The 13287-nt window shown below is 55.5% G+C and carries 14 protein-coding genes; 5 read left to right on the forward strand and 9 right to left on the reverse strand.

Annotation, left to right across the window (positions count from 1 at the left end; genetic code table 11):
* Nucleotides 1-50: 50 nt before the first annotated feature.
* The 6 genes from flhB to flgB all read right to left on the reverse strand — a co-directional run bounded on the left by flhB (nucleotide 51) and on the right by flgB (nucleotide 3647).
* A complete protein-coding gene (gene flhB / locus DY252_RS17270; RefSeq protein WP_063087532.1) occupies nucleotides 51-1121 on the reverse strand; it encodes a flagellar biosynthesis protein FlhB in 1071 nt (356 codons plus the stop codon).
* Between the two features lie 50 nt (nucleotides 1122-1171).
* Nucleotides 1172-1960 (reverse strand): flagellar biosynthetic protein FliR, encoded by a 789-nt coding sequence (fliR, locus tag DY252_RS17275; RefSeq protein WP_232308332.1) that lies wholly within the window; start codon nucleotides 1958-1960, stop codon nucleotides 1172-1174.
* Nucleotides 1961-1987: 27 nt separating this feature from the next.
* The gene (fliQ, locus tag DY252_RS17280; RefSeq protein WP_063087530.1) at nucleotides 1988-2257 is read right to left on the reverse strand and encodes a flagellar biosynthesis protein FliQ; all 270 of its coding nucleotides are present in this window, start codon (nucleotides 2255-2257) and stop codon (nucleotides 1988-1990) included.
* Nucleotides 2258-2442: 185 nt separating this feature from the next.
* Complete coding sequence (gene fliE, locus DY252_RS17285) at nucleotides 2443-2769, reverse strand: flagellar hook-basal body complex protein FliE (protein WP_008890380.1); 327 nt, start codon at nucleotides 2767-2769, stop codon at nucleotides 2443-2445.
* 45 nt (nucleotides 2770-2814) lie between these two features.
* Nucleotides 2815-3222 carry a flagellar basal body rod protein FlgC gene (gene flgC / locus DY252_RS17290; protein ID WP_063087529.1) on the reverse strand — a complete coding sequence of 136 codons (408 nt, stop codon included), beginning with the start codon at nucleotides 3220-3222 and terminating at the stop codon, nucleotides 2815-2817.
* 23 nt (nucleotides 3223-3245) lie between these two features.
* A complete protein-coding gene (gene flgB, locus DY252_RS17295) occupies nucleotides 3246-3647 on the reverse strand; it encodes a flagellar basal body rod protein FlgB (RefSeq protein ID WP_008890382.1) in 402 nt (133 codons plus the stop codon).
* Between the two features lie 285 nt (nucleotides 3648-3932).
* On the opposite strand from flgB, the gene csrA reads away from it, so the two are divergent.
* The 5 genes from csrA (at nucleotide 3933) to fliP (ending at nucleotide 6572) form a co-directional block, all read left to right on the forward strand.
* A complete protein-coding gene (csrA, locus tag DY252_RS17300; RefSeq protein ID WP_008890383.1) occupies nucleotides 3933-4199 on the forward strand; it encodes a carbon storage regulator CsrA in 267 nt (88 codons plus the stop codon).
* A gap of 232 nt (nucleotides 4200-4431) precedes the next feature.
* The gene (locus DY252_RS17305) at nucleotides 4432-4848 is read left to right on the forward strand and encodes an EscU/YscU/HrcU family type III secretion system export apparatus switch protein (protein ID WP_008890384.1); all 417 of its coding nucleotides are present in this window, start codon (nucleotides 4432-4434) and stop codon (nucleotides 4846-4848) included.
* Nucleotides 4845-5180 carry a flagellar protein FliT gene (locus DY252_RS17310; protein ID WP_008890385.1) on the forward strand — a complete coding sequence of 112 codons (336 nt, stop codon included), beginning with the start codon at nucleotides 4845-4847 and terminating at the stop codon, nucleotides 5178-5180. Before DY252_RS17305 ends, DY252_RS17310 begins: the two co-directional genes overlap by 4 nt.
* A gap of 184 nt (nucleotides 5181-5364) precedes the next feature.
* Entirely contained in the window at nucleotides 5365-5751 is a 387-nt protein-coding gene (locus tag DY252_RS17315; RefSeq protein WP_063087527.1) for a FliO/MopB family protein, read from the forward strand.
* Nucleotides 5748-6572 carry a flagellar type III secretion system pore protein FliP gene (gene fliP / locus DY252_RS17320; protein ID WP_174713885.1) on the forward strand — a complete coding sequence of 275 codons (825 nt, stop codon included), beginning with the start codon at nucleotides 5748-5750 and terminating at the stop codon, nucleotides 6570-6572. Before DY252_RS17315 ends, fliP begins: the two co-directional genes overlap by 4 nt.
* Before the next feature lie 317 nt (nucleotides 6573-6889).
* Here fliP and DY252_RS17325 read toward each other — a convergent pair whose 3' ends face one another.
* From DY252_RS17325 to DY252_RS17335, 3 genes are all read right to left on the reverse strand, one after another.
* Nucleotides 6890-8173: an NAD(P)/FAD-dependent oxidoreductase gene (locus DY252_RS17325; RefSeq protein WP_064788590.1), complete on the reverse strand. Its 1284-nt coding sequence runs from the start codon at nucleotides 8171-8173 to the stop codon at nucleotides 6890-6892.
* 224 nt (nucleotides 8174-8397) lie between these two features.
* The gene (locus DY252_RS17330) at nucleotides 8398-9717 is read right to left on the reverse strand and encodes a tetratricopeptide repeat protein (RefSeq protein ID WP_008890389.1); all 1320 of its coding nucleotides are present in this window, start codon (nucleotides 9715-9717) and stop codon (nucleotides 8398-8400) included.
* A 99-nt stretch (nucleotides 9718-9816) separates the two neighbouring features.
* Nucleotides 9817-13287 (reverse strand): tetratricopeptide repeat protein, encoded by a 3471-nt coding sequence (locus DY252_RS17335; protein WP_064788591.1) that lies wholly within the window; start codon nucleotides 13285-13287, stop codon nucleotides 9817-9819.

Below are 13287 nucleotides of genomic sequence, written 5' to 3' on the forward strand. Positions count from 1 at the left end.
TAGTATTACAGAAAGTAATTTTTATAGATCAGACGGACCTAAGAAGCTTACTATCCAAGCTTCTTGCCACGTTGACGGAAAACGAACGAGATGATTTCGGCAACGGCCTTGTAGTGCTCGGGCGGTATTTCCTGATCGATTTCAACGGTGGCAAACAGGGCACGCGCAACCGGCGGGTTTTCCATGATCGTGATGTTGTGCTCCTCGGCAACTTCACGAATTTTAAGCGCGACATTGTCCTGCCCCTTGGCGATACAAACCGGGGCCCCCATGGTATCGATGTCATATTGCAGGGCGACGGCAAAGTGCGTCGGGTTGGTGATGACCACGTCGGCCTTGGGCACGTTTGACATCATGCGCTGCTGGGCGCGTTCCATCCTGATCTGGCGGACCTTTGCCTTGATCTCGGGGCTACCCTCGGTCTGTTTGTATTCGTCCTTGATCTCCTGCTTGGACATTTTCATTTTCTGATTGAACTCGTACTTCTGATAGGCAAAGTCGAGCCCGGCAATCACCGCAGTGAGCGAGATCGTCGCAATCAGCAGGATCACAATCATGTCGTAAAGGCGTTCCAGCGTCAGGCCGAGCGACAGCTGGGGATACAGTTCAACGTCCATCAGTTCAGGCACGATCACGAGGCCCAGCACAACCCCAACAAGGATGATCTTGCTGACGTTTTTGACAAACTCGACCATGCTTTTCATCGAAAACAGGTTCTTGAGCCCGGTCAGCGGGTTCAGTTTATCGGGCTTGGGTTCGATCCGTTCCATCGCAACAACGATACCGTTCTGGACAATATGCCCGGCTGCGGCAAAAAACATCAACAGCACAAACGGAATGCCCAGAACCCAAAGCATGCCCAAAATCACGTCTTCAAACAGACCGGGAATGCCCGCCTGGGTGACGTCAAATCGGTGCGGATGCTCAAGGAAACCGACAGCAAGATCACGAACGCTTGCGGCCATGCTCGGCCCGAGCATGGTCATGACAAGACCACCGCCGAACAGGATCATGAAGTTGCCGACTTCCTTGGAAACCGGCACCTGACCTTTCTTTCGCGCGTCCTCAAGCTTTTTACTTGTGGGGTCTTCTGTCTTTTGGCTGTCGTCTTCTTCTGCCATTGGCAAACCCATGCTTGGCAATGCGGGGGAAAATGCTGCCCGTCATTGCCTTACGGACTAAGAAACGCCTCAAGCCCGTTCTCGAAATATGCAAGATAAACCATCATCATGGATGGCAGGGCCAAGGTCAACAAAAGCAGTGCGATCGCGATCTGGACCGGCATCGCGACAAAGAACACCGGCAATTGCGGCATCAGCTTGTTAAGCAGACCCAACGCAATCTGCAAACAGATCGCGACCACCAGAAACGGTGCCGACATCTGCATTGCAATCGCGAAGCTGTCATTCAGCGCCCTTGCAAAAAACTCGCTCATATCACCAACCGGCAAAACACCGCCCGGCGGAAACAGGGTATAGCTTTCAAACACCGCCTGGATCATCAGGTGATCCATCCCGGTGGCAAACAGCAACACCAACCCGACCTGCATCAGGAAATTACCGGTCACAGCACTTTGCGCCCCGGACAACGGATCGGCGGTGAAGGCGTTCGCCATCGATGACAGATAGGCAATAATCGACCCGGCAGTCTGGATTCCGGCCATCATCACCTGGGCGAACAGGGCAAAGAACAATCCCACCGTGACTTCATATCCGATACCCACCAGAAGAGACGGCGCATCAGCGGGCTGTGGCGGGAAAAGCGGCCCGGCCAACGGCGAAATGACAACCGCCACCCAAAAGGCAAACAACAGGCGCGCGCGTGCCGGAACGGCACGCGCCCCGATACCCGGCATAAAGGCAAAGGCCGCCCCCACCCTGGCGAAAGTCATCAGGACGACGTAAACATTCAGCGTAAGAAGTTCTTGAAGATCCATGTCGTCTTCGACTGCCTTACTCATTCACGCTGGCGGGCGGCGGGTTTAACGCTAATTCGGTAGCCCGATAAAGTGGTCAACCATTCGGCCCATAAATTCAACCATCTCGGTCATCATCCATGGCAGCAAAACCAGAAGCGCGATGAAGATCACCAGAATTTTGGGCACGAAGGTCAGTGTCATTTCCTGAATCTGTGTCAGGGCCTGAAACAGGGCGATGATCAGGCCAACCCCAAGCGCAATAAGCATCAACGGCGTGGTGACTTTCAGCAGTGTCCACACCGCGTCATAGGCCACGTCCATGATTTCAGCTTGATCCATCGGGTCTTCCTGTTTCGCCGTCTTGTCATGCGGGCCGCTTCGGGCCTTTATCCTTCATACAGGATTTATCACGGGTTTTGCCATGATTTCCTGACTTATCAAACGCTTCCTTGCGGATTTCCCCAAAAACACAAAAACCGCACGAATGATCGCGCGGTTTTATCAAGGGCGTCTGAAAATGCCGATCAAACCGGCATGTTGAGAATGCTCTGATAGGCTTCAACGGCCTTGTCACGAACCGAGACAACGGTACGCAGGGTAACTTCGGCGGCGGATACCGCAGTCACCACTTCGTGCAGTTCGGCATCACCGGTAATGGCCTTTTGGGTCATCTGTTCGCTGACTTTCATGGTATCGCGGGCATCATATGCCGCCCCCTTGACCATGTCGGCAAAACTTTCCCCCGGATTCACGGACTGGCCCGAACCGGTTACGGTTTCCGTAACGGTGTTGGTCTTGCCAGCGGCCGCATTACGGTAGGCAGAAATAGCATCGTTGAAGCTTGCGACCATGGGTATCAATCCTTAAGCGTGTTCTTGTCCCGTTATATCGACTGCCTACTGCAGGATATCAAGGGTCTTGAGCAACATACTGCGCGATGACTGGATCACATTGAGGTTGGCCTCGTATGAACGCTGTGCTTCGCGCATATCCATCATTTCGACCAGCGTTTCAACGTTCGGGGTCTGAACATAGCCCTGATCGTTTGCTGCCGGATGGCTTGGTTCATATCTCATACCAAAATCAGAGCGATCCGGCATCACCTTATTGACCTTGACCATCTCAACGCCAACTTCGCGGTCCATGACGTTTTTAAACGTCAGAAGCTTACGGCGATAGGGCTCCTGCCCCGGTGCCGTTGCAAGGCTGTCTGCGTTGGCAACGTTTTCAGCCGCAACACGAAGACGGGTACCCTGTGCGCGCATACCGGCAGCCGAGATTTTAAAAGCCTTGTAAAGTTCCATGGTTCTTACTCTCTAACGACAGGTTAAATGCGGCCAAGGGCCGAAATGAACATTGATTTCTGTTTGGCATACAGACGGGTCATGGTCTGATAATCGACCTGGTTTTCGTTCATCTTGACCATCTGTTCTTCAAGGATGACGGCGTTTTTGCCCGGTGCGACTTCATAGTTCTTGCGCACTTCCTCGTCCTTGAAGTTCTGCGGTTTGTTAAGACCCTGACTATGGCCCGGCGTGGTCGCCTGCATCGCAAGGATGAACTGACGGTCGCGGCCGATATTCTTCGGGTCGAATTCCTTAAGATCGTTGGCGCGGTAGTTCGGCGTATCGGAGTTAGCAATATTCTGCGCGATGACTTCCTGACGCTGAGTCAGCCAGTCCATCTTCTCTTTGAGGTTGGCGAACATGCCAAGTTTGCCGATATCCATTTCCTGCTCCTTGTCTGCGCGTCTTGCAGTATTGAGTGCGCGGGTAAAGCCGAAGTTAACATCACGCCCTGATCGGACCCGGATCGTTCGAAGGGCCGTTTTTGCCGCCCCGATAAATCCTGCCAATACAAATGCACGTAGCGTGCCAAACATAAAAACAGCGTTGAATTTGCCCGCATTTCGTTCTAATCACTGCGGGTACTAGACCCCGAGTATGAAACCGGGCATATTGAGCTCATCTGACGAATTATATTTGTCATCTATCTATCGAAACCGGGACATTGCATGCTCTATCTCACACGAAAAGTTGGCGACTCCGTTGTCATTGATGACAATATTGAAGTCACTGTCGTTGAGGTGCGCGGCAAGACCGTAAAGCTCGGCTTCACCTTCCCCGAAGATGTTCAGGTTCTGCGTCGCGAACTTTATGATCGCATTCAGGAAGAAAACCGTTCGGCAGCGGTCAGCGAAGATCTTATTCGCCACCTCGGCACTGTCGGATCATCCGACAAGACCGCGTCCGAGAAAAAGAGCGATTCCAGCGACGATTAGGCCTTATACCTCCGCCCCGCTTATCGCTTAAATACCCACCCCACTGACATCCCGCATCCAAAACATCTCAGCCCGATGATTATCGACTGTGTCATCTGACGGTCGTTTGCGCGGCTACTCATCGCAGTTGTCGGCGACAACGATTTGTTGACCATCTTGGGTCTATGGTCGACGCTATTGAGGTTGATCGCCGCAGACTGACACGGCAAACCGTCCTGAGTTGAAGAACCGAATGAGCGGGAAAAAGCCCACCTATGACATTACCGACACCCCGGCAAGCAGGACGGAAAATCTTGCCGCACCGGGTGCGCATGACCAAAAGGCGGTCGCGCTGCGGTATCGGCATGGGAAGGATAATGCCCCGACATTAAGTGCCAAGGGTGAAGGCAGCGTTGCGGAACAGATATTGCAAGTCGCCTTTGCCAACGGCATCAAGGTCCGCAAGGACAGTGACCTGACCGAAATTCTGATGGCTGTCGATGTTGAAAGCGAAATCCCGCTCGAAGCCTTTGCAGCCGTCGCCGAGATTTTGAACTATATATACCGGATCAATCGCATCTATGGCGGTCCGTCGCGCAGCCAGTCAGATCCCGAAGATCAGATCATGGCCACACCAAATAATGACGTAAACGGGGAAGGCCCATCATGAGCCCAGAACAGTACAAGCCCGATCAGTTCAAGAACGACCTGAAGCGCGTCCTGTCATTGATCCGCACCGGACAGCGATACCTTGAAGACGGCAAGGTGGTTGAACTGGCAGCGCTTGAAAGCCGCATTGCCGATCTGTGCGAGAAGGCCCGCACCATGGCCCCGGACCAGCGTCAGGATGTTGCCCCGTTGCTTGCCGCATTGAGCGAGGAACTGGCAGAGTTCGAAACCCGCATGCAGCAGGAATATAGCGACATCCAGCGCCAGCTGCGCGGCATCAGCAACACCGCACAGGCAACAAATGCCTATGCGCAGGCCGCCCGCACGAAATAGGTCCAGTCTACTAAGGTGCTGATTTAAAACCGGCCCTTGAAACCGACCTTTGGGGGCAGTGCATGTGGATGCTGCCTTGCCTGCACTTGCACGGCGCGGTAAACAGAAACACGAAGGCAGGTGATCGTTTCAAGATCAACCTGCCGACTGAGCGTCACAGGTTGTCGACGGGGAAAACTGCCTGATGGAACTAAGCGCCTATTTCCGGTTTGTGGCCGCCCTGCTTTTTGTGCTGGGGATTATTGGCGTGTTTGCCCTTCTGGCACGACGGTTTGTACCCGGTGCACGCAACATCAACCGCCGTGGTGTAAAAAGACGCCTGGCCGTTGTTGAGGTCGTCCCGGTCGATACCAAACGCCGTCTGGTTCTGCTCAAACGTGATGACACTGAACATCTTGTCATGCTTGGCCCGAATGGCGACACCGTGATCGAACGTAATATCGGCACACAATTCAGCGAAATCCTTGGCAATCAGAGCCTTGCCGATGAAATCCCCGCATCTTCGGATAGCTCGATCACGGCCGACAGCCCAAAAGACATCGATCAGACTGACAGGAATGCGCCTGCATGAACCGTGGCATCCCATCACCATCAGCACGCACCCAGGATGTGAAACCGACCAAAACTGGTTGGCGCGCGCCGCGCTGGTTAACGCTTTGCGCAATCTGGTCGCTGATCCCGCTGATCGCCATCATGGCCGGCGGCGATACCGTTCATGCGCAATCATTCAACTTTGATCTTGGCGACGGCCCCGGGGTGACATCATCGGGACGGCTGATCCAGTTGATCGGCCTGATCACGGTTCTGTCCATCGCGCCGGCCATCCTGATGATGGTGACGTCCTTTACCCGTATTATTGTGGTTCTCAGCCTGCTTCGAACCGCCCTTGGCATTCAGCAATCGCCACCGAACCAGGTTCTGATCAGTCTGGCCATGTTCCTGACCCTGTTTATCATGATGCCAACCCTGGAACGCGTCTGGGACGAGGGTCTGGAGCCGATGATCAATGGCAACATCGATGAATTCGAAGGGTTCGAACGGTCCGTCAAACCGGTTCATGATTTCATGATGACCCAGGTCCGCGAACGTGATCTTCAGTTGTTCGTCAATCTGGCGGGGATCGATGAAATCACATCCCCCGACGACATCCCGCTGCGCTCGCTGATCCCGGCCTTCATGATCAGTGAATTGCGCCGTGCGTTCGAAATCGGCTTCTTGCTGTTTATTCCGTTTTTGATCATCGACATGGTGGTCGCCAGTATCCTGATGTCGATGGGTATGATGATGCTGCCGCCGGTCATCATTTCCCTGCCGTTCAAACTGATCTTCTTTGTGATGGTGGATGGCTGGTACCTGATTGCCGGATCACTGGTCGAGAGTTTCGGCGGTTAGAGCCTATTCCCTCTCGGTTTCTCGGATTTTGTTTTTGTTTGACGAAGCGTTTGGCAAGGCACATCGCAAAGGGCGATGCGGCGCATCGTTCGAGCGATGTAACGCTGCGAAACGTCGTCAAACAAAAACCCGTCGGGCCGTGAACTTTTTCTGTCCCGCCGCGTCAACGATCTAGACCGTAGCACCGCTACGCCCTGCGATCCTTTCCTAACTGGACAGAAAAAGTTCATCGGCAAAATCGAGAAACCGAGAGGGAATAGGCTCTGAGCCGACGGGCCAAAAACGTCGCATCCCAGACAACAGAAAAACAGCTTATCTCAGCTTTCGAGGTAATCGCGCAGGCGATAATACCAGATTGCCATCGTCGCATAGGTACGATGCATGTCATGGGCAATCAACGGGCTGATGTCACTGAAACGCAGGGGCAACGGCGTATCGGGCGCCAACAGGTTATCGGCAATTGCCTTGCCCAGTGACGTCGACAAAGCAACCCCGCGCCCGTTATAGCCAACCGCCATCGTCATATTGTCCACCGGGCGATGAATATGCGGCAAATGGTCATAGGTCATGGCAAGGCGGCCCGCCCAGCAAAACTCAATCGGAACTGACTTCGTCCACGGATAATAGGCATGAAGTTCCGAGATGATCCCGTTGAAGGCCGCGCGACTGACGGGATCAGCAAAGGATCCCCGCCCCCCGATCATCAGGCGTCCGCCCGGACCGATGCGGAAATAATTGCCAATCCGGCGGCTGTCGGAGACGGGTGTTTTGGTTGGCAGCACTGTCGCAAGCTGCTCTTCACTGAGTGGCGCTGTTGCCACCTGAAAGCTGTTTACCGGGATCAGGCTTTTGCGCAACTTTGGAAACAGGTCGCCGGAATAGGCGTTTGTCGCAACCACCAGATGGTCGCTTGTGATGGATGCCGTGCCATCACCAATCTCGGCATGCCATTTCCCGGAAATGCTTTTAACGCGCTGAACGGGTGCAGGCGCAAATACCCGACACCCTGCCGCTTGGGCTGCCCGCGTCAGGCCGCGAATGTATTTCAGCGGATGAAGCTGGCCTGCCCGGTTATCGAGCCAACCACCGACAAGGCGCTGGCTTCCCGAAAGGGACTGAATTTCGGCGGTATCGAGCATTTTGACATCCGCACCGCGTGTCTGCCATTCGCCCATGCGGGTTTCCAACCAGCCAAGGTGATCGCGCTTGACCGAACCCTGTATCCAGCCACGTGGCGTGGCATCGCAGTCGATGTCGTTTTCCTTGATCAGATTAAAGGTCGTCTCTGCGGTTTTGCCCGCGAACTCGGTCGAGTATTCGCCATAAAGCTTATCGATCTTGTCGGGGTCGTGCTTAAGCCCCGGAATGACTTGCCCGCCATTACGACCTGATGCCCCGAAACCGGGGCGCACCGCATCAACCAGAATGACCGATGCACCGCCCTTGGCCAGTTGAAGCGCGCAGGACATGCCGGTGAACCCGCCACCGATAACCAAGACATCACAAGCGTATTCGCCTTCGGGCTTTTGCGTTTCGGGGGCGTTAGTCGCGGTCGCTTCCCAGACCGACGTCAGATCATCCTGCATTTGGACCTCGGTCACCGGGTGTTGCGGCGGAACTCGGAAATTAGTGGGGTTAACGAACTGACTTTAAAACCATAACTCAAATTCAGATGGCATCAATGGATTAGTTCTGATGTATCGGGCACCGTTGGCAACAACACCATCGCTCCAACCCAACCGGCAAATAAAAAAGCCGCCTGCAGCGCAGGACGGCTTTTGGTCTTCCCTAGACTTGGGCTTTGGCGCCCAACGGATATCCGGTCCTAGCCTTGGCGGCGGCCGGATTTGAAAACATCCTGTTCAAGCGGCTTGAGGCCAAAGCTGCCGCGACGCGGGCCGGGATTTTCCGCCACGTATTTTTCGGCTACCTTGCGTTCGTCCTCGCTCATGCGGGCATGGATTGCCCCCATTTCGCGCTGCGCCTGGCTGCCTTCGGTCGGTGCCGACATTTTCAGCCAGTAATAGGCTAGAATATTGTCCTGTTCGACGCCACTGCCAATCGCATAAAGACGTCCAAGTGCTGCCTGACCATTTGCCGATCCCTTGCGGGCGGCACGTTCATACCAGGTCGCCGCGCGCACCATATCAACCGGCACGCCGAGGCCATGTTCGTACATTACACCGATCAGGTGATAGCCGCCCGGATGGCCAAGCTCGGCCAGATCCATGGCAAGATCCAGCGCATTGGCGTAATCGGGTTCGCGGTGCGGCACACCGAAAATCTGGATCTGGGTCATCTGATATTTCGCAGATGCATCCCCCTGATTAACCGCATGGCTCAACATCTTCCAGCCACGGTCAAACAGCTTCAAATCCGATGAATGGCAGAAATACATCGCAAGGTTGGCCTGGGCATAGGCATCCCCCTCGCTCGCGGCGAGTTCAAACCAGCTGATGCTTTCGGCGATATTGCGTTCAGCGCCAAGCCCGACACCAAGGGCATAGCCGAGGGCCGATGCGGCCTCGACACTGCCGGCACGGGCCGCGCGCATGTTAAACTCGAACGATTTCGACGGATCGCGACGAACCCCGCGGCCTTCAAGATAAAGGTATGCCAGAACGCTGGCAGCAGACGGGTCATTCAGTTCGCTGGCGCGTTCGAAATAGGAGACAGCCTTTTCGTCGTCCTGCGGCACGCCCCAACCGTTCAGATAGCAAACACCAAGGTTGTAAAGCGCTGCGACTGAGCCGAACTCGATCGCCTCTTCAAACCAGTGTGCCGCCGTTTCGGCATTTTCCTGAACGCCAAGCCCCTTGGCATAGAGATAACCAAGGTTGTTTGCCGATACCGGTCCACCAGCGGCAGCTTCTTCGTTAAACCAATAGGCCGCTTCGCGGTACCATTGCTGACCTTCGCCAAGATCCTCGGCAACGCCGAGTCCCTTGCTGCGCATATAGCCATAGCAAACCGCCGCAAAAGCACGGCTCTGTCTGTGAATTTGGTCAAGGATGCGGCGGGTCGCGGACTCATCACGCGGCATGCCGTCGCCCAGATAATGCTTTTGGGCAAGCGAAAGCTGGGCGAAAATGTCTTTTTCAACATTCGCCTCATCGTAATAGACCATTTTAAGTGCACGATCCATCACAGCACTACACTCTTCACCGCTCAAAAAAAACCAACAGAATCATAGCGCTTACACCCACTTTGGGCGAAAAAGGCGCCACCATATAGTTATTGAACGTTAATTTATAGCACTAAGCTGCGACTTTTCCAACTGGTCTCGATAGGTTGCAAGGAAACCTTGGAACTCTTCTACTTCGTCGACGCGATCGGCAAGCGTCCGGTAATCGATCAGACCTTGGGTCGGCGAAGACGTGATCAGGCTGAAGGCCTCGGCATAGGGGCTTTGCGCCATGACTTCGCCATAACGCCGCTTGAGCATGTTAAGGGTGCGTTCCTGCCCGGCCATCGCCAGATTAACCGCCCAATTGAGCATGTATCGGCCACGCTCATCCGAGATACCGTTTTCATCGAATGGTTCTTCACCGACCAGTCGCTGGAACGTCTCGGCGGCGGACATGTAATCGCGGGTATTGCGATAATGATCGATCCGCAGCAATTCGGCATTGCGCGAATAGTCGCCTTCAAGCGATGCAATTGCTTCAATACCGCGATCCGTATCAAGCAGGGCACGCGCCCGAAGGTGTCGACGCTGGGTGGCAAGTTCGTCGGAAACGCCCGGCACTTCGGTCTCGTCGATGATGCGGATGGTTTCCTCGGGCTTGCTATCAAGAAGATAAACCAATGCCAGTCGCGCCCCGACCCGGGCCTTTTCCACCCCGGTCAGACGGAAGTCGACCTGATGTTCAAGGAGTTCCTCGGCGCGTTCAAACAGTTCGACATCAACCATGCGGTCGGCAAGACGGCGAATAAGTTCGTCGCCCTTGTCACCCGCCGGCGTCAGTTCGCGGAACTCGTCATAAAGCGCAACCGCCTTGATCGCCGAGATATTATTGATTTCCTCGCCGAGATACAGGTTTTCAAAAGTCTTGTGCATCATGTCGGTCGCCTCGGTCGCCACCGGCATATTCGGGAAGAAGATCGCAACCTGACGCAGGGTATTAAGCCCTTCGCGGAAATCCTTGTTCTCGATCTGCAGTTCGCCAATCCGTTTGAGCAACGCCATCTCGAACGCATCACCGCGCCATGCAAAACGCAGTTTCTGAAGCTGCTCAATCGCATCTTCGACCGTCAGGCGTTCAAGCCGCATCAGAAGTTCGGTGCGGTCAAAGATCGCATGCGCACGCGCCTTGCGGTTTTCACCCTCTGCCACCTGATCCCAGGTCGCAACAGCCTGTTCAAGCTCGCCAGCTTCTTCTTCGAAAATACCCTTAAGATACTGGATATCCATGATCTTGCTTTCGGAAAGACCCGGGGTCACCAGCATCTTTTCGATCATGTCCATGCCCGCTTCGGGGTTGCCGACGATCAAGGCCTGTTCGGTTGCAATCGGCACCAGACGCGACAGCAATTCGGGCGGGTAGTAATCAAGGATATGGACACTTTCTAGAAGGTCGCGCGCACCTTCGTTCGGCCGCCCGCGCGCCGCCAGAGTCACTGCCCGCCAAAGCTGCATCTCGGGGATCTTGCGCAGGCGTTCATCTTCCAGCAGGCGTTCGGCCTCTTCGTATTCCCGGTTCAGGAACTTGACCGCAGCCTTAAGGGCACGGAACTGCAATCGCTGGGCAATCAGCGGATCATCGTGTTCCATTGCGGAAATCACGGCAGCTGCTTCGGGTCCCAATCCGTTTGCCAGATAATACTGGGCCAGATCAAGACGCGCCTTATTGCGATGCTCGTCACCGGATTCTGCAATTTTCCGCCGCAGCCCACGGATGGTTTTATTGTATTGATCCAGACCACCGCGCCGCCAGTCATCCAACTCGAAAATAAGCCCTTCGCGACCGTCGCCTGTTTGCGCGCGCACGCCGGTTGCCGAGGCCAGCAACCGTGCACCTTCCGGTGAAATGTTAAGGCCATCTTCGGCGGTAACAATCACGGCCTGCCCATCATCGCGCCCGGCGACCTGCACGCTGTCATTCATCGGGGCAACGACCACGCCCTGAACAGAAGGCAGAACTTCAAATTCCGGATAGCGCAGCGCAACCTCGATGCCATAGCCGTTCTGGGTTGTCGTGGTCACACGCAAAGTGTCGCCGACTTCGGGATCATCAATCGGGATAATCGGCCCGACATCCTCAAGGGGTACGATCAGGCGCGCACGGGTCTGTTCATCCAACTCAATCGACGGACCCAGCTTTTCAACCGGCTGCATGATGCCTTGCTGCATGGTGATGCGCCAATCACCCGTTTCACTCCGGCCGGTATAAAGGCCGATACCCTCGGGGATTGTCATGCGGACAATCGTTGCGTATGGGCTTTCGATCTGTTCGACAACGCCGACGATCTGGGCGGCCTGTTGTCGCACGTTATCAAGGTTGAGATTGGCACGTACATCAAACGCCAACCACAAGAACCCGGCGCGCGACCATACCGCCGCCCCGCCCGGCTGTCCGAACGGGAAACCAAGCGTCAGTTCGGTCGCGGTCTGATCAACGGTGACGACAAGATCGCCGATACTTTGCCGTTCGATCGGCGCCTGCCCGTTGGTTCGAACGGTATTGCCTGCGTTCTGCGCGGCCTGTGCCAGGGCTTCGGGGGAGTTGGGGTCAAGCGCGCCCTCTTCGGACGTTGGTGCGCCTGCATCGGGAACGTCCGGCGCCGCATCTTCGTTCTGCGCAGTTGCAGACGGGGTTGCGGGCGCAGGCGGCGCTGGGGTTGTCACCCCGGCCTCTGGCGTGTCTGTCGTCCGGGTTTGCGCGGTGGTGGTTGCCGGGGCGCGCTGCACGCCCATAATATCAACCACAACCTTGTTACCAGACCGGAAATGGCGCAGTTGCCGTGCCGGGGTCGTTTCGACAACGACATCCAGCGGATTGGTGTCGCCCTGGCGCACACGCACACCTTCGGGCAGGCGTCGTGAAATATCGTTGGCATTGATCCGGGCCGGCGCATCAAACGCGATGGTTTGCGCGCCTTGCGCCCCTTCAAGGACGTAATCGGTGCGGTTTGGCCAGTCAAACACCAGACGATAGAAGGTGGGATGGCGTCCAACCCGCACGTCAAGCTCTGCCAGTTCTGCCGGGTTATCGGCAACCGTTTCAACCGGGGTTGTAGGTGCCGGGGTTATTTCAGGGGTTTGGTCTTCCTGCGCGGGACGCGCCGGGGGTGTCGGTACGGAGGGTGCCGGTGCGTCGGGTTTATCGAGGATGTCCAGGACAACGTTGCTGCCGACGTTAAACGCGCGCACTTCGTAATCATCACTCAGCACAAAGGCGATTGTACGACCGTCGGGATCAAAGAATGCATCGGAAATATAGCGCGAAACCGGCGTCAGAACACCGCGCAACGAAGCCACCAATGGCTGATCGAACCGCACGACCAACTGGTCGCCGATGATCTCGGCGGTGTAGTTGACCGGCTCGTTCCATTGCAGAACAATTCGGCCATACCCGTTATGAAGCCCGGAGCGGATGATAACAGGGTCCGCCACCTGGGCTATTGCAGGGCGCATTCCGCTATAAGGCAAAACCATTGCCGTGGTGGTCGCAATTGCAACCGCCAGCAGGATGCGCACGGCAAGTTTCGCCAT

Origin of the sequence: Thalassospira indica (assembly GCF_003403095.1) — a bacterium.
Classification (GTDB): Bacteria; Pseudomonadota; Alphaproteobacteria; order Rhodospirillales; family Thalassospiraceae; genus Thalassospira; species Thalassospira indica.

Coding starts and splice junctions, on each gene's coding strand:
- flhB (WP_063087532.1), bottom strand. CDS start 1,121: ATGGCAGAAGAAGACGACAGCCAAAAGACAGAAGACCCCACAAGTAAA.
- fliR (WP_232308332.1), bottom strand. CDS start 1,960: ATGAGTAAGGCAGTCGAAGACGACATGGATCTTCAAGAACTTCTTACG.
- fliQ (WP_063087530.1), bottom strand. CDS start 2,257: ATGGATCAAGCTGAAATCATGGACGTGGCCTATGACGCGGTGTGGACA.
- fliE (WP_008890380.1), bottom strand. CDS start 2,769: ATGGTCGCAAGCTTCAACGATGCTATTTCTGCCTACCGTAATGCGGCC.
- flgC (WP_063087529.1), bottom strand. CDS start 3,222: ATGGAACTTTACAAGGCTTTTAAAATCTCGGCTGCCGGTATGCGCGCA.
- flgB (WP_008890382.1), bottom strand. CDS start 3,647: ATGGATATCGGCAAACTTGGCATGTTCGCCAACCTCAAAGAGAAGATG.
- csrA (WP_008890383.1), top strand. CDS start 3,933: ATGCTCTATCTCACACGAAAAGTTGGCGACTCCGTTGTCATTGATGAC.
- DY252_RS17305 (WP_008890384.1), top strand. CDS start 4,432: ATGAGCGGGAAAAAGCCCACCTATGACATTACCGACACCCCGGCAAGC.
- DY252_RS17310 (WP_008890385.1), top strand. CDS start 4,845: ATGAGCCCAGAACAGTACAAGCCCGATCAGTTCAAGAACGACCTGAAG.
- DY252_RS17315 (WP_063087527.1), top strand. CDS start 5,365: ATGGAACTAAGCGCCTATTTCCGGTTTGTGGCCGCCCTGCTTTTTGTG.
- fliP (WP_174713885.1), top strand. CDS start 5,748: ATGAACCGTGGCATCCCATCACCATCAGCACGCACCCAGGATGTGAAA.
- DY252_RS17330 (WP_008890389.1), bottom strand. CDS start 9,717: ATGGATCGTGCACTTAAAATGGTCTATTACGATGAGGCGAATGTTGAA.
- DY252_RS17335 (WP_064788591.1), bottom strand. CDS start 13,287: ATGGCGAAACTTGCCGTGCGCATCCTGCTGGCGGTTGCAATTGCGACC.